This window comes from Pseudomonas sichuanensis, assembly GCF_024749065.1.
Taxonomy (GTDB): Bacteria; Pseudomonadota; Gammaproteobacteria; order Pseudomonadales; family Pseudomonadaceae; genus Aquipseudomonas; species Aquipseudomonas sichuanensis.
Genome location: NZ_CP087185.1, coordinates 5,218,582 through 5,237,057, shown reverse-complemented (window position 1 = coordinate 5,237,057; position 18,476 = coordinate 5,218,582). Strand labels below are relative to the sequence as shown.

Annotated in this window: 14 protein-coding genes; 9 read left to right on the top strand and 5 right to left on the bottom strand. The window is 66.5% G+C overall.

What is annotated here, in order from left to right; translation table 11 throughout:
* The first annotated feature begins 24 nt into the window (after positions 1-24).
* The 6 genes from recC to yfiB all read left to right on the top strand — a co-directional run bounded on the left by recC (position 25) and on the right by yfiB (position 11,665).
* The gene (recC, locus tag LOY51_RS23590) at positions 25-3,507 is read left to right on the top strand and encodes an exodeoxyribonuclease V subunit gamma (RefSeq protein WP_258643307.1); all 3,483 of its coding nucleotides are present in this window, start codon (positions 25-27) and stop codon (positions 3,505-3,507) included.
* Positions 3,504-7,175: an exodeoxyribonuclease V subunit beta gene (gene recB / locus LOY51_RS23585; RefSeq protein WP_258643305.1), complete on the top strand. Its 3,672-nt coding sequence runs from the start codon at positions 3,504-3,506 to the stop codon at positions 7,173-7,175. The genes recC and recB overlap by 4 nt, the downstream gene beginning before the upstream one ends.
* On the top strand, positions 7,172-9,247 hold the full coding sequence (recD, locus tag LOY51_RS23580; RefSeq protein WP_258643303.1) for an exodeoxyribonuclease V subunit alpha: 2,076 nt from the start codon (positions 7,172-7,174) through the stop codon (positions 9,245-9,247). Before recB ends, recD begins: the two co-directional genes overlap by 4 nt.
* Positions 9,248-9,315: 68 nt before the next feature.
* Positions 9,316-9,891 carry a regulatory sequestration protein YfiR gene (yfiR, locus tag LOY51_RS23575; protein ID WP_258643301.1) on the top strand — a complete coding sequence of 192 codons (576 nt, stop codon included), beginning with the start codon at positions 9,316-9,318 and terminating at the stop codon, positions 9,889-9,891.
* Positions 9,888-11,168: a diguanylate cyclase DgcN/YfiN gene (gene dgcN / locus LOY51_RS23570; protein ID WP_125860493.1), complete on the top strand. Its 1,281-nt coding sequence runs from the start codon at positions 9,888-9,890 to the stop codon at positions 11,166-11,168. The genes yfiR and dgcN overlap by 4 nt, the downstream gene beginning before the upstream one ends.
* On the top strand, positions 11,165-11,665 hold the full coding sequence (gene yfiB / locus LOY51_RS23565) for an outer membrane lipoprotein YfiB (RefSeq protein ID WP_508134339.1): 501 nt from the start codon (positions 11,165-11,167) through the stop codon (positions 11,663-11,665). The genes dgcN and yfiB overlap by 4 nt, the downstream gene beginning before the upstream one ends.
* 153 nt (positions 11,666-11,818) lie before the next feature.
* Here the strand turns inward: yfiB and LOY51_RS23560 are convergent, their stop codons facing one another.
* Together LOY51_RS23560 and LOY51_RS23555 are read right to left on the bottom strand one after the other, a co-directional pair.
* On the bottom strand, positions 11,819-12,037 hold the full coding sequence (locus tag LOY51_RS23560) for a hypothetical protein (protein ID WP_258643298.1): 219 nt from the start codon (positions 12,035-12,037) through the stop codon (positions 11,819-11,821).
* 445 nt (positions 12,038-12,482) lie between these two features.
* The gene (locus tag LOY51_RS23555) at positions 12,483-13,430 is read right to left on the bottom strand and encodes a LysR family transcriptional regulator (RefSeq protein WP_125860489.1); all 948 of its coding nucleotides are present in this window, start codon (positions 13,428-13,430) and stop codon (positions 12,483-12,485) included.
* 133 nt (positions 13,431-13,563) lie between these two features.
* Here LOY51_RS23555 and LOY51_RS23550 point away from each other — a divergent pair, with 133 nt between their 5' ends.
* Positions 13,564-15,090, top strand: a complete 1,527-nt coding sequence (locus LOY51_RS23550; protein ID WP_125465631.1) for a CoA-acylating methylmalonate-semialdehyde dehydrogenase — start codon at positions 13,564-13,566, stop codon at positions 15,088-15,090.
* A 10-nt stretch (positions 15,091-15,100) separates the two neighbouring features.
* The gene (gene mmsB, locus LOY51_RS23545) at positions 15,101-15,991 is read left to right on the top strand and encodes a 3-hydroxyisobutyrate dehydrogenase (protein WP_125465630.1); all 891 of its coding nucleotides are present in this window, start codon (positions 15,101-15,103) and stop codon (positions 15,989-15,991) included.
* A 213-nt stretch (positions 15,992-16,204) separates the two neighbouring features.
* Here mmsB and LOY51_RS23540 read toward each other — a convergent pair whose 3' ends face one another.
* Both LOY51_RS23540 and dmeF read right to left on the bottom strand, forming a co-directional pair.
* Positions 16,205-16,549, bottom strand: a complete 345-nt coding sequence (locus LOY51_RS23540) for a cupin domain-containing protein (protein WP_125465629.1) — start codon at positions 16,547-16,549, stop codon at positions 16,205-16,207.
* Between the two features lie 139 nt (positions 16,550-16,688).
* Complete coding sequence (dmeF, locus tag LOY51_RS23535) at positions 16,689-17,612, bottom strand: CDF family Co(II)/Ni(II) efflux transporter DmeF (protein WP_125860487.1); 924 nt, start codon at positions 17,610-17,612, stop codon at positions 16,689-16,691.
* A gap of 69 nt (positions 17,613-17,681) precedes the next feature.
* Here dmeF and LOY51_RS23530 point away from each other — a divergent pair, with 69 nt between their 5' ends.
* The gene (locus LOY51_RS23530; RefSeq protein ID WP_125465627.1) at positions 17,682-17,957 is read left to right on the top strand and encodes a metal/formaldehyde-sensitive transcriptional repressor; all 276 of its coding nucleotides are present in this window, start codon (positions 17,682-17,684) and stop codon (positions 17,955-17,957) included.
* 38 nt (positions 17,958-17,995) lie between these two features.
* On the opposite strand, the gene LOY51_RS23525 is transcribed toward LOY51_RS23530, so the two are convergent.
* The gene (locus LOY51_RS23525) at positions 17,996-18,475 is read right to left on the bottom strand and encodes an HIT family protein (RefSeq protein ID WP_125860485.1); all 480 of its coding nucleotides are present in this window, start codon (positions 18,473-18,475) and stop codon (positions 17,996-17,998) included.
* Between the last annotated feature and the right edge of the window lies 1 nt (position 18,476).

The window sequence follows — 18,476 nt, the reverse complement described above, 5'->3', positions numbered from 1 at the left end:
CGCCCGCCTTCACGAGAGCGCCCAATGGCCAGCACGACCTCACTGCACCCAGGTTTCATGATCGTCCAGGGCAATCGCCTGGATGACCTGCGCAATCTGGTGGTGAGTGTGATGCGCCGCTTCCCCTTGGCACCGCTGGAAAACGAAATCGCCCTGGTTCAAAGCAACGGTATCGCCCAGTGGTTGAAACTGGCGCTGGCCGAGGACCCACAGGACGACGACCAAGGCGGCTGCGGCATCGCTGCCGCGATCGACGTGCAACTGCCCGGCAGCTTCATGTGGCAACTGTATCGAGGGGTGCTGGGCCGCGATGAAATCCCCGAAGTGTCGCTGCTCGACAAAGCCCCCCTGACGTGGCGCCTCATGCGCCTGCTGCCGGAGGTCATCGAGCGCCCGCACTTCGAGCCCCTGCGCCGCTTCCTCACCGACGACAGCGACCTGCGCAAACGCTATCAGCTGGCCGAACGCCTGGCCGACCTGTTCGACCAATACCAGGTCTACCGTGCCGACTGGCTCAAGGACTGGGCTGCCGGGCACCATGTGCTCAACACTGCGCGTGGTGAACGCAAGCCGCTGGCTGCCGGCAACCGTTGGCAGGCCGAGCTGTGGCGAATCCTGCTCGAAGACGTAGGCGAAGAGGGCATGGCCCAGAGCCGCGCCGGTGTGCACCAGCGCTTCATCGAACGTATCAATAGCCTGGAACAAGCGCCCGCTGGCCTGCCCGCCCGATTGATCGTGTTCGGCATCTCATCGCTGCCGGCCCAGATCCTCGAGGCCATGGCCGGTCTGGCACGCTTCAGCCAGGTACTGCTGTGCGTGCACAACCCCTGCCGCCACCACTGGGGCGACATCGTTGCCGACAAGGACCTGCTGCGCCATCAGTACAAACGCCAGCAGCGCAAGCAAGGCATGCCCATGCTGCTGGACGACGAGCTGCTGCACCAGCATGCGCACCCGCTGCTGGCCGCCTGGGGCAAGCAGGGCCGTGACTACATCAACCTGCTCGACAGCTACGACGACCCCGGCAGCTATCAATCCGTGTTCAGCGATGGCCGCATCGACCTGTTCAGCGACGGTGACCCCAAGACCCTGCTCAACCAGCTGCAGGACGACATCCTCGAACTTCGCCCACTGGCCGAAACCCGCGAGCAATGGCCCCAGGTGGACCCTGCCAAGGACCGCTCCGTGCGCTTCCATGTGGCCCACAGCCCGCAGCGCGAAGTCGAGATCCTGCACGACCAGCTGCTGGCCCGCTTCAGTGCCGACCCCAGCCTGCGCCCGCGCGACATCATCGTCATGCTCCCGGCCATCGACACCTACGCCCCGCACATTCGCGCGGTGTTCGGCCAGCTGGAGCGCAGCGACCCACGCTACATCCCCTTCACCCTGACCGACCAAGGCCAACGCGGCCGCGATCCCTTGCTGATCGCCCTCGAACACTTGCTGAAGCTGCCCGACAGCCGTTTTGCCGTGAGTGAGGTACTCGACCTGCTGGACGTACCGGCAGTGCGCGCCCGCTTTGCGATCGAAGAAAGCGACCTGCCCACCTTGCACCGCTGGATCGAAGGCGCCGGCATTCGCTGGGGCCTTAGCGCCCGGCAACGCGCCACCCTCGGGTTGCCCGAGGGCCTGGAGCAGAACAGCTGGCGTTTCGGCCTGCGCCGAATGCTGCTGGGGTACGCGGTTGGCGTAGGCGAGGGCTGCGATGGCATCGAGCCCTACGACGAGATCGGCGGGCTCGATGCCGCCCTGATCGGGCCGCTGGTTGCCTTGCTCGACGCCCTGGACATAGCCTGCCAGGCACTTTCGCAGCCGGCCACGGCCACGCAATGGGGCGAGCGCCTGCATGCGCTGCTGCAGATCTTCTTCCTGGCCGAAAACGAGCACGACGAACTGCTGCTGGTGCAGCTCCAGGACCTGCGCGACACCTGGCTGGAAACCTGCGAGGCGGTCAGCCTGCAAGACCTGCTACCGCTCACCGTGGTTCGCGAGGCGTGGTTGTCGGGCCTCGACCAGGGCAAATTGTCCCAGCGCTTCCTCGCCGGTTCAGTGAACTTCTGCACCTTGATGCCCATGCGCGCCATCCCGTTCCGGGTGGTCTGCCTGCTGGGCATGAACGACGGCGACTACCCTCGTGCGCAGCCACCGCTGGACTTCGACCTGATGGCCAGCGACTACCGCCCGGGCGACCGTTCGCGCCGCGAAGATGACCGCTACCTGTTGCTCGAAGCGCTGCTGTCGGCGCGTGACCAACTGTACGTCAGCTGGGTCGGGCGCAGCATCCGCGACAACAGCGAGCGCCCAGCCTCGGTGCTGATCGGACAGTTGCGCGATCACCTGGCCGCCGGCTGGCAACTGACCAACGCCAAACCAGGGCAGAAGGACGATGCCGGTCAACAACTGCTGCATGCCCTGACCCAGGAGCACCCGCTGCAACCGTTCAGCCAGCGCTATTTCCAGAAAGGCAGCCCGCTGTTCAGCTTTGCCCATGAGTGGCTGGTCCTGCATCAGGATGCCGCAGAGGCCCAGGCAGCCCATGCCCCGTTGCTGCCCTACAGCAGCGATGAGCCATTGAGCCTGACGCAGTTGCAGGATTTTTTGCGCCATCCCGTCAGGCACTTCTTCAGCCAGCGCCTGAAAGTCTACTTCGAAGCCCTGGAAGCACCCACGCCGGACGAAGAACCCTTCGCCCTCGACGCCCTGCAACGCTACGGCCTGAGTGAAAGCCTGCTGGGTGCCGCCCTGGCCGAGCCGGACAACCCCGAGCAGGCGCTGCAGGCCCAGGCCCGCCGCCTGCAAGCCTGCGGCCTGCTGCCGCTGGCCGGGTTCGGCGAGGCGTTGCAGGCCGAGCTGATCCAGCCCCTGCCAGACCTGCTGCAACGCCATGGGCAATTGCTGCAGCGCTGGCCAACGCTGGTGGAAGGCGCCTTGCCGATCCACTTCGAGCACGGCCTGCACCGCCTCGAGGGCTGGCTGGGCCGGGTCTACCAGGCCGACGACCAGAGCCTGCTGAGCATCGCCACCGTGCCCAACACCCTCAGCGCCGGGCGCAACAACCTCAAGTGGCACCGGCTGATCCCGGCCTGGGTCATGCACCTGGCCGCCTGCGCCTCGGGCTACCCGTTGCACAGCGCCCTGGTGGCCAGCGACCTGACCCTGCTCCTGGCGCCCTTGCCGCAAGGCCAGGCCGCCGAACGGCTGGGCGAACTGCTGGTGGCGCGCCAGGCCGGCATGAACGCGCCCCTGCCTGTCGCGGCCAAGACCGCCTTCGCCTGGCTGGCCCAGGAAGACCCGGACAAGGCGCTTGCCGCTGCCGCCCGCGCCTACGAAGGTGACGGCCTGATCAGCCACGGCGAGCGCAGCGAAAGCCTCGCCCTGGCCCGCCAGTACAACGACTTCGCCGCGCTGGTGCTGGATGAAACCTTCGAAGGCTGGTGCGAAGCCCTGTACCGCCCCCTGTTCGCAGCGCCCTGGCAGACCCTCGGCAACCCGGAGAGCGCCCAATGAGCCAAGCCCGCCCGCTGGCCTTGAGTTTCCCCCTGCACGGCAGCCAGCTGATCGAAGCCAGTGCCGGCACCGGCAAGACCTTCACCATTTCGGCGCTGTACCTGCGACTGATCCTCGGCCACGGCGGCGAGCAGGGCTTTGCCCGCGAGCTGCTGCCCCCGCAGATCCTCGTGGTGACCTTCACCGACGCCGCCACCAAAGAGCTGCGCGAACGCATCCGTGCTCGCCTGGCCGAGGCGGGCCGGTTTTTCCGCGGCGAGCTGGACGACGCCGACCCGCTGCTGCAGCAGCTGCGCGACGAGTATCCACAGGAGCATTGGCCACGCTGTGCCAGCCGCCTGGAGATCGCCGTGCAGTGGATGGACGAGGCCGCGGTATCGACCATCCACGGCTGGTGCCAGCGCATGTTGCGCGAGCACGCCTTCGACAGTGGCAGCCTGTTCACGCAAAGCCTGGAAACCGACCACAGCGAGCTGCTTGGCCAGGTCATGCGCGACTACTGGCGGCGCTTCTGCTACGGCATGCGCGGCGAGTCCCTTGCGTGGGTGCGCGGCAACTGGGGCAGCCCCGATGCACTGCTGCCCCGCATCCGGCCCTTGTTCGGCCGGGTGCGCAGCGAACAGCACGACGAAGACCCGCAACAACTGATCGAAACGACCCTGCGCGAGCGCAGTGAGCAGCTGCGCCAGCTCAAGGCGCCATGGGCCGCCTGGGCCGATGAGCTGCAGCAGATCTGCCGCGACGCCGTGGCCGCCAAGCAGGCCGACGGTCGCAAGCTTCAGGCGCGCTATTTCGAGCCCTGGTTCGACAAGCTCAAGGCCTGGGCTGGCGACGATCAAGCGATGGACCTCGACCTGGGCACCGGCTTCACCCGCCTGACCCCCGACGGCATGGCCGAGGCGTGGAAGGTCGGCGAGCCGCCGAGCCATCCAGCCCTGCACGCCATGCAAACCCTGCGCGAACAATTGCAGGGGCTCGCCAGCCCCGAGGTGCGCGTGCTGGAACATGCCGCCGCCTGGGTCTCGGCGCGCTTCGAAGTGGAAAAGCGCCGCCGCGCCGAAATGGGCTTCGACGACATGCTGCTGCGCCTGCAGCATGCGCTGGCCAGCGAGTCCGGCGAGCGCCTGGCCGGGTTGATCCGCGAGCAGTTCCCGGTAGCGCTGATCGACGAATTCCAGGACACCGACCCGGTGCAGTACGGCATCTTCGAGCGCATCTATCGCATCACCGAGAACAACCCGCAAACCGGCCTGTTCATGATCGGCGACCCCAAGCAGGCGATCTACGCCTTCCGTGGCGCCGACATCTTCACCTACCTGGCCGCCCGCCGCGCCACCGCCGGGCGCCTGCACAGCCTGGACACCAACTACCGCTCAAGCCAGGCCATGGTCGCGGCCGTGAACCGTGTCTTCCTGCAGGCCGAGGCGCGTGCTCAAGGCCGCGGCGCCTTCCTGTTCCGCGCCCATGGCGACAACCCCTTGCCCTTCGTCGAGGTCCGCGCCAAAGGCCGCAGCGAACAGCTGCTGATCGACGGCCAGCCCACAGCGGCGTTGTACTGCTGGCATCTGCAAAGTGACGAGCCAGTGTCCAACACCCTGTATCGCCAACGCCTGGCCGCCAGTTGCGCCAGCCATATCGTGGCCGTGCTCAACGGCGGCCAGCAGGGCGTCAGTGGCTTTGCCGGCAGTGACGGCGCACTGCGCCCGTGCCTGCCGTCCGATATCGCCATCCTCGTGCGCGACGGTCGCGAAGCGCAGTTGGTCCGTGCTGAACTGGCGGCCCGCGGGGTGCGCAGCGTCTATCTGTCGGACAAAGATTCAGTGTTCGCCGCCCAGGAAGCCCACGACCTGCTGGCCTGGCTCAAGGCCTGCGCCGAGCCGGACGCCGAGCGCATGCTCAAGGCCGCCCTGGCCAGCCTGACCCTCGGCCTGCCGCTGATCGAACTGGAACGCCTGAACCAGGACGAGCGGGTCTGGGAAGACTGGGTCATGCGCTTTCGCCGTTACCGCGAGATCTGGCAGCGCCAAGGCGTATTGCCGATGCTGCGCCGCCTGCTGCACGACTTCCACCTGCCGCGCAGCCTGATGGCGCGCACCGACGGCGAGCGGGTGCTGACCAACCTGCTGCACTTGGCCGAACTGCTGCAGCAGGCGGCCGGCGAACTGGATGGCGAGCAGGCATTGATCCGCCACCTGGCCGAGCACCTGGCCAATGCCGGGCAGGCCGGCGAAGAGCAGATCCTGCGCCTGGAAAGCGACGAGCAGTTGGTCAAGGTGGTGACCATCCACAAATCCAAAGGCCTGGAATACCCCCTGGTGTACCTGCCGTTCATCTGCACCAGCAAGCCGGTGGATGGCTCGCGCCTGCCGCTGTCCTGGCATGACGACGACGGCATCGCGCACCTCACGCTCACCCCCGATGCGCAGCAAGTCGAACGTGCCGACGACGAGCGCCTGGCAGAAGACCTGCGCCTGCTCTATGTCGCCCTGACCCGCGCCCAGCACGGTTGCTGGCTGGGTGTCGCCGACCTCAAGCGCGGCACCCAGCGCAGCTCGCAATTGCACCGCTCGGCCCTGGGTTACCTGCTCGGCGGCGGCCTGCCTCTGACGGCCTCCAGCCAACTGGGCGAGTGGCTGCAGGCCCTGGGGGCGAACAGCCCGGCCATCATCAGTGGGCCGCTGCCCGAGGCAGACGAGCAAAGCTACCGTACCCCGGCGAACGACAGTGAGCTGTTGCCGGCACGCAAACCTCGACGGGCCGCCGCCGAGCAGTGGTGGATCGCCTCCTACAGTGCGCTGCGCGTCGGCGATCAAACGCTCATCGCCGACAGCTCCCAGGCCCAGCAACTGTTGGACGACGAAGCCCTGGACAGCCAGCTGCTGCGCGAAGTGCCGGCCGAGTCCGGTGATATCCACCGCTTCCCCCGTGGCCCCAACCCCGGCACCTTCCTCCATGGCCTGCTCGAATGGGCCGGCTTGGAAGGCTTCGCCGCCGTGAGCAGCCAGCCCGAGCTGATCGAGCGCACCGTGGGCCGGCGCTGCAACCGTCGCGACTGGGCCGGCTGGATCCCCACGCTCAGCCAGTGGCTGCAGCAGATGCTGGTGCAGCCCATGCCGTTGCAGGGCGCTACCTTGCAGCTGGCGGCACTGAGCCAGTATCAGATCGAGATGGAATTCTGGTTTGCCAGCCATCAGGTCGATGCCGTGCGCCTCGACCAACTGGTGGTTCGCCATACCCATGACGGCGCCGCGCGCCCGGCGCTGCAGCCGACCCAGCTCAACGGTATGTTCAAAGGCTTCATCGACCTGGCCTTCGAGCTGGACGGGCGCTACTACGTGGCCGACTACAAATCCAACTGGCTCGGCCCCGACGCCCAGGCCTATGGCGCACTGGCCATGGAGCAGGCGATCCTCGAGCACCGCTACGACCTGCAGTACGTGCTCTACCTGCTGGCCCTGCACCGACAGTTGCGCGCACGCCTGCCCGACTACGACTACGACCGCCATGTCGGCGGTGCCCTGTTCATCTTCCTGCGCGGCACCCACTCGGCCGGCCATGGCCTGTATCACGCCCGGCCGCCACGCGCGCTGATCGAAGCCCTCGATGCGCTGTTCCGTGGCGAGCACGCGCCCGCGCAGCAGGATCTGTTTGCTGGAGCCACGCCATGAGCCGCAGTCTCGACGACCTTCTGCCGACCCCGCTGCAGGCCGAGCACCTGTCTGCCCTGGCGCCACTGCACGACAGCCACGACCTGCTGGCCCTGCTCGACCGCTGGGTGGAGCGTGGCTGGCTGCGTGCGCTGGACCGGGCCTTCGTCGGCTTCCTCGAAGAGCTCGCCCCGGGCAGCGATCCGTTGGTGCTGCTGGCGGCGGCGCTGGCCAGCCACCAACTGGGCCACGGCCATGTCTGCCTCGACCTTGCCCAAACTCTGGCCGAGCCAGACTTCGCCCTGTCGCTGCCGCCGGAAGGCGATGCCCTGGCCGGGCCGCTGCTGCTGCCTTCGCAGTTGCTCGCCAGCCTCGACCTGAACACCTGGTTGCAGCGCATCGACCAAAGCCCCTTGCTGGCAGCAGGCGGCAGCCGCGCACAGCACACGCGCCCATTGGTGCTCAGCGGTGAACGTTTGTACCTGCGCCGCTACTGGGCTTATGAGCGGCGCATCGACAGCGCCTTGCACGAGCGCCTGGCCCGTCAGCAGCCGTTGCAAGCGGACCTGGCGGCGCGCCTGGCGCAGCTGTTCGAAGGCGGTGCCCCCACCGGTGAAGTGGACTGGCAGAAACTTGCCTGCGCCCTGGCCACCCGTGCCGGTTTCAGCGTCATCACCGGCGGCCCCGGTACCGGCAAGACCACCACGGTGGTGCGCCTGTTGGCCCTGCTGCAGGCACCGGCGGTAGAGCAGGGCCGGCCCCTGCGCATTCGCCTGGCGGCGCCCACCGGCAAGGCAGCGGCGCGCTTGACCGAGTCCATCGGCCAGCAGGTCGAGCGGTTGCAGGTCGACAGCGCGGTGCGCGCGCAGATCCCCACCGACGTCAGCACCGTGCACCGCCTGCTCGGCAGCCGCCCGGGCTCGCGCCACTTCCGGCACAACGCAGGCAACCTGTTGCCACTGGATGTGCTGGTGATCGACGAGGCGTCGATGATCGACCTGGAAATGATGGCCAACCTGCTCGACGCGTTGCCCCCCAATGCGCGACTGGTATTGCTGGGCGACAAGGACCAGTTGGCCTCGGTGGAGGCGGGTGCGGTGCTCGGCGACCTGTGCCGCGACGCCGAGGATGGCTGCTACTGGCCGCAGACCCAGGCCTGGCTGGAGCAGATCGGCGGCCAATCGCTGGCCAACAGCGGCCTGAAACCGGGCGAAAGCCCGCGCAGCCCGCTGGCCCAGCAGATCGTCATGCTGCGCCATTCCCGGCGTTTCGGTGAAGGCAGCGGCATTGGCCAGCTGGCACGGCTGGTCAACCGCCAGCAGGCCCCCGAGGCCCGCGCGCTGCTGGCCAGCAAGCCCGATGACGTCTTTTGCCTGACCCTCGGCGGCGAGCACGACAAGCGCTTCGACCGCCTGCTGCTCGAAGGCCTCAACCGCGGCGCCGAAGGCCCGCAGGGCTATCGCAGCTACCTGCGCAACATCGGCCGCCTGCGCCCGCCGCCGGGCACCCCGGCAGAGGATCCGCGCTGGGAACAGTGGGCCGGCGAAGTGCTGAGCCGTTTCGAGGACTTCCAGCTGCTGTGCGCGGTGCGCAAGGGCGCCTGGGGCGTGGAAGGCCTGAACCAGCGGGTGGAGCGGGTGTTGCACAATGCCGGGCTGATCGACAGCCAGCAGCTGTGGTACGAGGGGCGCCCGGTACTGGTAACCCGCAACGACTACGGCCTCGGCCTGATGAACGGTGATATCGGCATTGCCCTGCGCCTGCCCGATGACCAGGGCCAGGCCCCGCTGCGCGTGGCCTTCCCGCGTAACGACGGCAGTGGCGGGGTGCGTTTCGTCCTGCCCAGCCGCCTGAGCGAAGTGGAAACCGTGTTCGCCATGACCGTGCACAAGTCCCAGGGCTCGGAGTTCAGCCACACCGCGCTGGTGCTGCCCGACGCTCTCAACCCGGTGCTGACCAAGGAGCTGGTGTACACCGGCATCACCCGGGCCAAGCACTGCTTCAGCCTGATCGAGCCGCGCAGTGGCGTGTTCGAGGAGGCTGTGGGGCGCAGGGTGCGACGTGTTTCGGGGCTGATGCTGGAACAACTGTGATACGGGCGTACCACGTTGCTGTGCTATCGTTGCGGCATTATCTGGCAACTTTTTGAGAGATTTCCCACATGACAGTGGCTGTCTCGGTCTTGAGGCGGGTGAAGGATTGCGCGCGCTCGCTGCTGATGGCCACGCTGTTGCTGACCGGCGTGTGCGCCCAGGCGCAGGCCGGCGAGCCGAGCGCGCAGGCGCAGCAACGGGCCAAGGCCGTGACCCAGGTGGTACTGGGCATCCTCAGTTATGCCCGCTGGCCCGCCGAGCCCAACCCCCTGCGCCTGTGCCTGGTCGGCCCCACCGAATACGCCGACGACCTGATCAAAGGCACTGCGCAGAGTTCCGGGCAGCCACTGCAGGTGCGCCGCCTGCTGGCCGGCAATGCCAGCCTGGCCAGTGCCTGTGACGCCGTTTACATCGGCAAGCTCGAACCCGGCGAGCGTGATCGCCTGTTCCAGGCCATCAGCGGTCACCCGGTGCTGAGCATCACCGAAGCCGACGACCCCTGTACCGTGGGCAGCCTGTTCTGCCTGCGGGTCAGCGATCAGCAGGTGGCATTCGACGTCAACCTCGACTCGGTGGCGCGCAGCGGCGTGCGCATCCACCCCAGCGTGCTGCAGTTGTCGCGGCGGCGGGCGGCGCAGCCATGAGCGGCCCTGACCAGCGCATGCCCCGGCCGACGCTGCGAGCGGCGCTGGGGCGTGGCCACCTGGGTATTGCCCTGCTCGCCGCCGGCCTGGCCGGGGTGCTGGTGACCCTGCTCGGGGTGGCCGCCTTGCGCGTCTATGCCAACCACAACCTGCATTTGATCGCCCGCTCGATCAATTACACCGTCGAAGCCGCCGTGGTGTTCGACGACAGCCCAGCGGCCAACGAGGCACTGGCGCTGATCGCCGAGACCGAAGAGGTGGCCGAGGCCAAGGTTTTCGACAACGATGGCAAGCTGCTCGCCCACTGGCAGCGCGATGACCGAACCCTGATGGCACAGCTGCAAAGCCAGGTGGCGCGGACCCTGCTGGAGCAGCCAGTCAACCTGCCGGTGCAGCACAAGGGCCAGAAGGTCGGGCATGTCGAACTGGTCGGCCAGGGCGGCAGCCTGTTGCGCTTCCTGCTCAGTGGCCTGGTCGGGATCCTGCTGTGCACGGTGCTCAGTGCGCTACTGGCGTTGTACCTGTCGCGCCGGCTGTTCGCCGACATCATCCGCCCGCTGCGCCACCTGGCCAGCGTGGCCCACGCAGCGCGCCGCGAACGCAGTTTCGACCGGCGCGTGCCGCAAACCCAGATCGCCGAACTCAACGAACTGGGCAATGACTTCAATGCCTTGCTCGACGAACTGGAGGTCTGGCACAGCCACCTGCAAAGCGAAAACGAAACCCTCGCCCATCAGGCCAGCCACGACAGCCTCACCGGGCTGCCCAACCGCGCCTTCTTCGAGGGCCGCTTGAACCGCAGCCTGCGCAGTGCCGAGCGCCAGGGCGAGCGCCTGGCCCTGCTGTTCCTCGACAGTGACCATTTCAAGCAGATCAACGACAGCCTCGGCCATGCCGTGGGTGACGAAGTGCTGATCACCATCGCCAGCCGGGTGCGCGCGCAACTGCGTGAGCATGACCTGGTGGCGCGCCTGGGCGGCGACGAGTTCGCCGTGCTGCTGGCGCCGCTGCAGGCGCGTGAAGATGCCCAGCGCATCGCCGAGAAGATCATCGCCAGCATGCAGCTGCCGATCCTGCTGGAGGATGGCACCCGCATCACCAGCTCGCTCAGTGTCGGTATCGCCTATTACCCGGACGACGGCCACGACCCGGCCAGTCTGCTCAATGCCGCCGATGCGGCGATGTACCAGGCCAAGCGCAAGCGCCGTGGCCATTGGCAAGTGGCGCAGACGGAACGCTGCGCCACGGATGTAAAAAGCACAGGAGCTGAACCGTGATCGACCGTTTGTTATCGCTGCGTTTGCCGTTGTTCGCCATGGCTCTGGCCCTGCTCGCCCTCGGCGGCTGCCAGAGCGTACCGCCCAAGGGCCTGACCCCGGAGCAGGTGGCCGTGCTCAAGCGCGAAGGCTTTGCCCCTATCGATGAGGGCTGGGCCTTCGATCTGTCCGGCAAGGTGCTGTTCGGCAGCGACCTGGACGGCCTCAACAGCCAGAGCGAAGCGATCGTCGAGCGTATCGGCAAGGCGCTGCTGTCGGTGGATATCCAGCGCGTGCGCATCGACGGCCACGCCGATGCCTCGGGCAAGGCCGCCTATAACCAGCAGCTGTCCGAACGCCGCGCCCAGAGCGTGGCCAAGGCGCTGGCCGGCATCGGCATGCAGCCGCAGAACATCCAGACCCGCGGCCTGGGCAGCAGTCAGCCGGTGGCCGACAACCGCACCAGCGCCGGGCGCATGGAGAATCGCCGGGTGTCGATCGTGGTGGCGTCGGACTGACGCCCCGGGGCCGCTGCGCGGCCCAATCGCTGGCAAGCCAGCTCCCACAGGGATCGCGTATAGCATGTGGTCGATGCGGTCGGGGTGGGAGCCGGCTTGCCGGCGAAAGGGCCGCAAAGCGGCCCCAATGCTGCAGGTTTCACTGCCCCAAGGTCACTCCGTCTCCTTCATCGCCTCCAGCTTGCCGACCTGCTCGCTGGCCAGCCGGCTGATGATCCGGATCGCCTGATGAATCCCCGCCGTATTGCGGAAGCTCAGCTGTGGGTTGTGCTCGCACTCCAGCACCTCGTCATGCTGGACCAGTGCTTCACCGAGCAATTCGAGGGTCCAGGCGTAGCTTTGGATGGTGGACAGGCGTTCGTGCTTAGTCATGGGATGCCTCCCGGTTTGCGCGGGTGGCGAGGGATTGGCTGTCGATTGGGTAGAAGGTTGGAGAAGGGGGCGCCGCGGGGGATGGGCGGCGGAGAGCGGATGCGAGGATCCTCAGTATCGTGGTGGTCATGCATGAGTTCCTTTCGTTATGGAACTGCCACCGCTCGCGGCCAAGCAAGTTGAGGTGGCAGCAGTACGCGGGTTGGCCGACCGGGACGAAAGGGGCCCGGCACACCCGAAGGTGTCCCGCGCACCACCGCCATAACGCGACATCGCGGGCACAAAAAAAGCGCCTGCGATGAAGACTGGGCGCTGCTGCGCCTTTCGATTCCGACCGGCCAAGGTCGCGTCGCCGATGCTCCGACGACTGGGGAAATCTATCTCTGTTGGGCTCAAGGCGCAACCTTGGGGCAGGCTTTGGGAGATTTCTCCTTGTCGCCTTTGACTAATCGGCGAAGCGCATCTCGCGGGTTTCCCCCATCAACAACGGCGCATTCGCCTCGGTCACCTCACGGATGTAATCCCACAGCAGGGTAATCCGCTTGAGCTTGCGCAAATCCTCCCGGCAGTACATCCAGAACTGCCGCGTCACCTCGATCTCCTCCGGCAACACCGTCACCAACCGCGGATCCTGCGCCGCCAGGAAGCACGGCAAAATCGCCAGCCCACGCCCCTGCAAGGCCGCCGTGTACTGCGCGATCACGCTGGTGCTGCGCAGGTGCGCATTGGCATTGGGGATCAGGTTCGCCAGGTACAAAAGCTCCGAACTGAACGCCAGATCGTCGACGTAACTGATGAAGGGGTGGCTCGCCAGGTCGCTCACCGCGCCGATCGGCGCGTGGCTGTCGAGGTAGTCCTGGGTGGCGTAAAGCCGCAGCCGGTAGTCGCACAGCTTGCAGCACACATAAGGCCCATGCTCGGGCCGCTCCAGGGCGATGACGATATCGGCCTCGCGCTTGGACAGGCTGATGAAGTGCGGCAACGGCAGGATATCCACCGAGATCGCCGGCCAGGCATCGACGAAATGGCTCAGCTGCGGGGTGACGAAGAAGCTGCCGAAGCCTTCGGTGCAGCCCATGCGCACATGCCCCGACAACGCCACGCCCGAGCCCGAGACCTGCTCGCAGGCCATGTGCAGGGTGCTCTCGATCGACTCGGCGTAGCCCAGCAGGCGCTGGCCTTCGGCGGTGAGGACGAAGCCGTTGGTGCGCGACTTCTCGAACAACAAGGTACCCAGCGCCCCTTCCAGTGAGCCGATGCGCCGCGACACCGTGGTGTAGTCCACGGCCAGGCGCTTGGCCGCACTGCTGGCCTTGCGGGTGCGCGCTACCTCAAGAAAGAACTTGAGGTCGTCCCAGTTCAGCGCGCTCAGGGAGGTGAGGTCTTTTTGCATGATGATCCGGTTTTTTTGTTCATTCTTGTTGGATGTTTGCACATCTATACTCGATCTCAGCCCCTACACGCCACCCCGTGTCCACCCCGGCGTAGGCGTCTTCGTTCCGACAATAATTCCAAGGAGAGCGCAGATGAACGCACCCCACAACCCCAGCCAGACCAAGGTCGAACAGGTAAAACTGCTGATCGACGGCCAATGGGTCGAATCCAAGACCACCGAGTGGCGCGACATCGTCAACCCGGCCACCCAGCAAGTGCTGGCGCGGGTGCCGTTTGCCACCGTCGATGAAGTGAACGCCGCCGTGGCCGCCGCCGAGCGCGCCTTCAAGACCTGGCGCGACACCCCGATCGGCGCGCGCATGCGCATCATGCTCAAGCTGCAGGCGCTGATCCGCGAACACAGCAAACGCATCGCCGTGACCCTCAGCGCCGAGCAGGGCAAGACCATTGCCGACGCCGAGGGCGACATCTTCCGCGGCCTGGAAGTGGTCGAGCACGCCGCCTCCATCGGCACCCTGCAGATGGGCGAATTCGCCGAGAACGTCGCCAGTGGCGTCGACACCTACACCCTGCGCCAGCCGATCGGCGTGTGCGCCGGCATCACCCCCTTCAACTTCCCGGCGATGATCCCGCTGTGGATGTTCCCGATGGCCATCGTCTGCGGCAACACCTTCGTGCTCAAGCCGTCCGAACAGGACCCGCTGTCGACCATGATGCTGGTCGAGCTGGCGCTGGAAGCCGGGATCCCGGCTGGCGTGCTCAACGTGGTGCACGGCGGCAAGCAGGTGGTCGATGGCATCTGCACCCACCCGGACATCAAGGCGATCTCGTTCGTCGGCTCCACCGAAGTCGGCACCCACGTCTACAACCTGGGCAGCCAGCACGGCAAGCGCGTGCAGTCGATGATGGGCGCGAAGAACCACGCCGTGGTGCTGCCTGACGCCAACCGCACCCAGACCATCAATGCGCTGGTCGGTGCTGCGTTCGGCGCCGCCGGCCAGCGCTGCATGGCTACCTCGGTGGCGGTGCTGGTGGGCAAGGCCCGCGAGTGGCTGCCGGACATCAAGGACGCGGCCAGCAAGCTCAAGGTCAATGCCGGCAACGAGCCAGGCACCGACGTCGGCCCGGTGGTGTCCAAGCGTGCCAAGGAGCGGGTGCTGGGCCTGATCGAAAGCGGCATCAAGGAAGGCGCCAAGCTGGAGCTGGACGGCCGTGACGTGAAGGTGCCGGGCTACGAGCAGGGCAACTTCGTCGGCCCGACCCTGTTCTCCGGGGTCAAGACCGACATGCAGGTGTACACCCAGGAAATCTTCGGCCCGGTGCTGGTCACGCTGGAGGTGGACACCCTCGACGAGGCCATCGCCCTGGTCAACGCCAACCCGTTCGGCAACGGCACCGGCCTGTTCACCCAGAGCGGCGCGGCGGCGCGCAAGTTCCAGAGCGAGATCGACATCGGCCAGGTCGGCATCAACATCCCGATCCCGGTACCGGTGCCGTACTTCAGCTTCACCGGCTCGCGCGGCTCCAAGCTTGGCGACCTCGGTCCCTACGGCAAGCAGGTGGTGCAGTTCTACACTCAGACCAAGACCGTCACCGCCCGCTGGTTCGACGATGACAGTGTCAACGACGGTGTAAACACCACCATCAGCCTGCGCTAAGGAGCTGACCATGCGTATCGCATTCATCGGCCTGGGCAACATGGGCGCGCCCATGGCCCGCAATCTGATCAAGGCCGGGCACTCGCTGAACCTGTTCGACCTGAACAAGACCGTACTGGCGGAGCTTGCCGAGCTGGGTGGGCAGGTCAGCGCCTCGCCCAAGGAGGCCGCGGCCAACAGCGAGCTGGTAATCACCATGCTGCCGGCCGCTGCCCATGTACGCAGTGTTTACCTGGACGAAGAGACCGGCGTGCTGGCCGGCATCCGCCCCGGCACCCCGACCGTGGACTGCAGCACCATCGACCCGCAGACCGCCCGCGAGGTTTCCAAGGCCGCGGCGGCCAAGGGCATCGACATGGGTGACGCGCCGGTCTCCGGCGGCACTGGCGGCGCGGCGGCCGGCACGCTGACCTTCATGGTCGGCGCCAGCGAGGCGCTGTTCGCCACCCTCAAGCCGGTGCTGGAGCAGATGGGCCGCAACATCGTGCACTGCGGCGAGGTAGGTACCGGGCAGATCGCCAAGATCTGCAACAACCTGCTGTTGGGCATCTCGATGATCGGCGTGTCCGAAGCCATGGCCCTGGGCAATGCGCTGGGCATCGACACCAAGGTACTGGCCGGGATCATCAACAGCTCGACCGGGCGTTGCTGGAGTTCGGACACCTACAACCCGTGGCCGGGCATCATCGAGACCGCACCGGCCTCACGCGGCTACACCGGCGGCTTCGGCGCCGAATTGATGCTCAAGGACCTGGGCCTGGCCACCGAGGCCGCACGCCAGGCGCACCAGCCGGTGATCATGGGCGCCGTGGCCCAGCAGCTGTACCAGGCCATGAGCCTGCGCGGCGAAGGCGGCAAGGATTTCTCGGCGATCGTCGAGGGGTATCGCAAGAAGGATTGATGGGCGAGAGGGACTTCATCGCGGGCCGTATGGTCCTCCCCCTTGTAACTGCGCACCTTGGGGGAGGGGCATGCGCTCCGCGATTTTTTTTGCCCGTTAGAACCGGCTTTCGAATCGTGGGAGCGGGCTTGCCCCGCGATGACGTCATGTCAGGCTACAGCGTTGTCCCGCCTGACGTCATCGCGGGGCAAGCCCGCTCCCACGATTAGCGCTTCAGGCAAACACGAAGTACTTGCGCACCGTCTCGACCACTTCCCAGGTGCCTTTCATCCCCGGTTCGATCACGAACACATCCCCTGCCTTCAGGTGCTTGGGCTCTTCACCTTCCGGGGTGACGATGCAGTAGCCATCGAGGAAGTGGCAGAACTCCCATTTCTCGTAGTTGACCTCGAACTTGCCCGGGGTGCAGATCCAGGTGCCCATGATCTTGCTGCCGTCGGCCGACAGGTAGGCGTTGAGGTTGACGGTGTGCGGGTCGCCGCCGATGCGCTTCCACTTGGTCGCGTCGACCACCGGGGTGGGGCAGGTTTCGCGCAGGACGGTGATGAAATCGGACATGGCGTGGCTCCAGGCAATGAGTGATAGAACGCATCACCATAGGGCCAGGCGTCGTCGGCCAGTTGCCTGTGCTCGACGCCTGGCTGTCTGGATGCGCTATCCGGCCTGCTGGCTCCACTGGCGCTTGTCTGAGCGACGCTCAGCGCAGGGCATTCACCTCGACGGTGATGTGTGCCAGCTCTTCATGCACCCCGAGCGCCTGGCGCACGCTGTCGGCGCTCAGTGCGCCGGCAGTGGCCAGGCTGACGATGCAGGCGTACTGGTCCTTGCCAACGCGCCACACATGCAGGTCGGTAATGGCGGCAGCCACCGGCAGCTGCGCGACCACCTCGCGGATCTCCGCGACCACCGGCGCATCCATTTCGGCATCCAGCAGCACCCGCCCGGTATCGCGCAGCAGGCCTTTGGCCCACAGCGCCACCAGCAGCGCGCCGACCAGGCCCATGACCGGGTCGAGCCAGCCGGCACCCCACAGTTTGCCGGCCACCAGGGCAACGATCGCCAGAACCGAAGTGGCGGCGTCGGCGATCACATGCAGGTAGGCCGAGCGCAGGTTGAGGTCGTGGTGGTGATGGCCGTGGTCATGTGCATGCTCGTGATGATGGCTGTGGTCATCGCGCAGCAACCAGGCGCAGATCAGGTTGACCGCCAGGCCGATCACGGCGATGAAGATCGCCTCGTCGTAATGGATGGCGCCTGGCGTCAGCAGCCGTTCAACCGACTGGAACGCCATCAGTGCGGCCACGCCAAGCAGCAACAGGGCGCTGGAGTAGCCGCCGAGAATCTCGATTTTCCAGGTGCCGAAGGCAAAACGACGGTCGCCTGCGTAGCGCCGCGCAGCGGCGTAGGCCAGTAGCGACAGGCCGAGCGCGAGGGCATGGGAACTCATGTGCCAGCCGTCGGCCAGGAGGGCCATGGAGTTGAAGAACCAGCCACCGGCGATCTCCGCCACCATCATCACGGCAGTCAGCCATACCGCCAGCCGCGTCTTGCGCTCTGCGCCGAGGTTGCTGGTATGGAACTGGTGGCTGTGCAGCCAGCGGTCGGAGGTTTGCGTGGTCATGGTTTATCATGCTCTCGAACAGGCGTGAAATATACTATACCCCAGTATACCTGCAGTGATGGAAGCAGAATGGCACATACCCTCAAGAGCAAGAAGCAGCTGCTGACCCGGGTGCGCAAGATCAAAGGCCAGGCAGCCGCGCTGGAGACCGCGCTGGAGCAGGAAAAGGACTGCCTGGCGATCCTGCAGCAGATCGCCGCCGTGCGCGGTGCAGTGAACGGGCTGATGGCCGAAATGATGGAAGGGCATATCCGCGAGCATCTGGTGGCGGAGGGGCTGAGCGCCGAGGAACGGCTGGAGGAGGCCGACAAGGTAGCTGCGCTGCTGCGCTCCTACCTGAAATAGCGTTTGCCAACACCGTGGGGCTGGTCTCGCGATACGCGCTACAACCGCTCACGCACAGCGGCAATCACCTCAGGGATACCCCTCCCCAGTACCTTGGGTGGCGTCGGGCTTTCGCCGAACTCGCGCCAGACGAACAACGTCAGCTCCGCCCCGTCGGTCTTCGACAGGGCATGCTCCAGCGAGCCGAACTGTTGCAGCGCGCGGTAACGCTCATCAGCCCAGAACAGCGCCTCGACCCAGTCATGGACCGGGATGAAGTGAAAATGCAGCGGGCAACCCGGTACATGCCCGAAACGCCCGATGTACAACCACCTGGGCGCCAGCGCTTGCTCCATGGCCCGTTGCAGCCTGGCCATCAGCCGGCCCATGTCCGCCAGCGCTTGGTCGGGCAGGTCGGCCAGGCTGTCCACCGGCGCCCGCGAACCCAGCATCAGGTAGCCGGGCAGGCGCGACGTCAGGTGATGGTTGACGATCCAGTGCTCGCTCTCGTGGACGATGTATTCCCCGGGGATGTCCACC

Coding starts and splice junctions, on each gene's coding strand:
- recC (WP_258643307.1), top strand. CDS start 25: ATGGCCAGCACGACCTCACTGCACCCAGGTTTCATGATCGTCCAGGGC.
- recB (WP_258643305.1), top strand. CDS start 3,504: ATGAGCCAAGCCCGCCCGCTGGCCTTGAGTTTCCCCCTGCACGGCAGC.
- recD (WP_258643303.1), top strand. CDS start 7,172: ATGAGCCGCAGTCTCGACGACCTTCTGCCGACCCCGCTGCAGGCCGAG.
- yfiR (WP_258643301.1), top strand. CDS start 9,316: ATGACAGTGGCTGTCTCGGTCTTGAGGCGGGTGAAGGATTGCGCGCGC.
- dgcN (WP_125860493.1), top strand. CDS start 9,888: ATGAGCGGCCCTGACCAGCGCATGCCCCGGCCGACGCTGCGAGCGGCG.
- LOY51_RS23560 (WP_258643298.1), bottom strand. CDS start 12,037: ATGACTAAGCACGAACGCCTGTCCACCATCCAAAGCTACGCCTGGACC.
- LOY51_RS23555 (WP_125860489.1), bottom strand. CDS start 13,430: ATGCAAAAAGACCTCACCTCCCTGAGCGCGCTGAACTGGGACGACCTC.
- LOY51_RS23550 (WP_125465631.1), top strand. CDS start 13,564: ATGAACGCACCCCACAACCCCAGCCAGACCAAGGTCGAACAGGTAAAA.
- mmsB (WP_125465630.1), top strand. CDS start 15,101: ATGCGTATCGCATTCATCGGCCTGGGCAACATGGGCGCGCCCATGGCC.
- LOY51_RS23540 (WP_125465629.1), bottom strand. CDS start 16,549: ATGTCCGATTTCATCACCGTCCTGCGCGAAACCTGCCCCACCCCGGTG.
- dmeF (WP_125860487.1), bottom strand. CDS start 17,612: ATGACCACGCAAACCTCCGACCGCTGGCTGCACAGCCACCAGTTCCAT.
- LOY51_RS23530 (WP_125465627.1), top strand. CDS start 17,682: ATGGCACATACCCTCAAGAGCAAGAAGCAGCTGCTGACCCGGGTGCGC.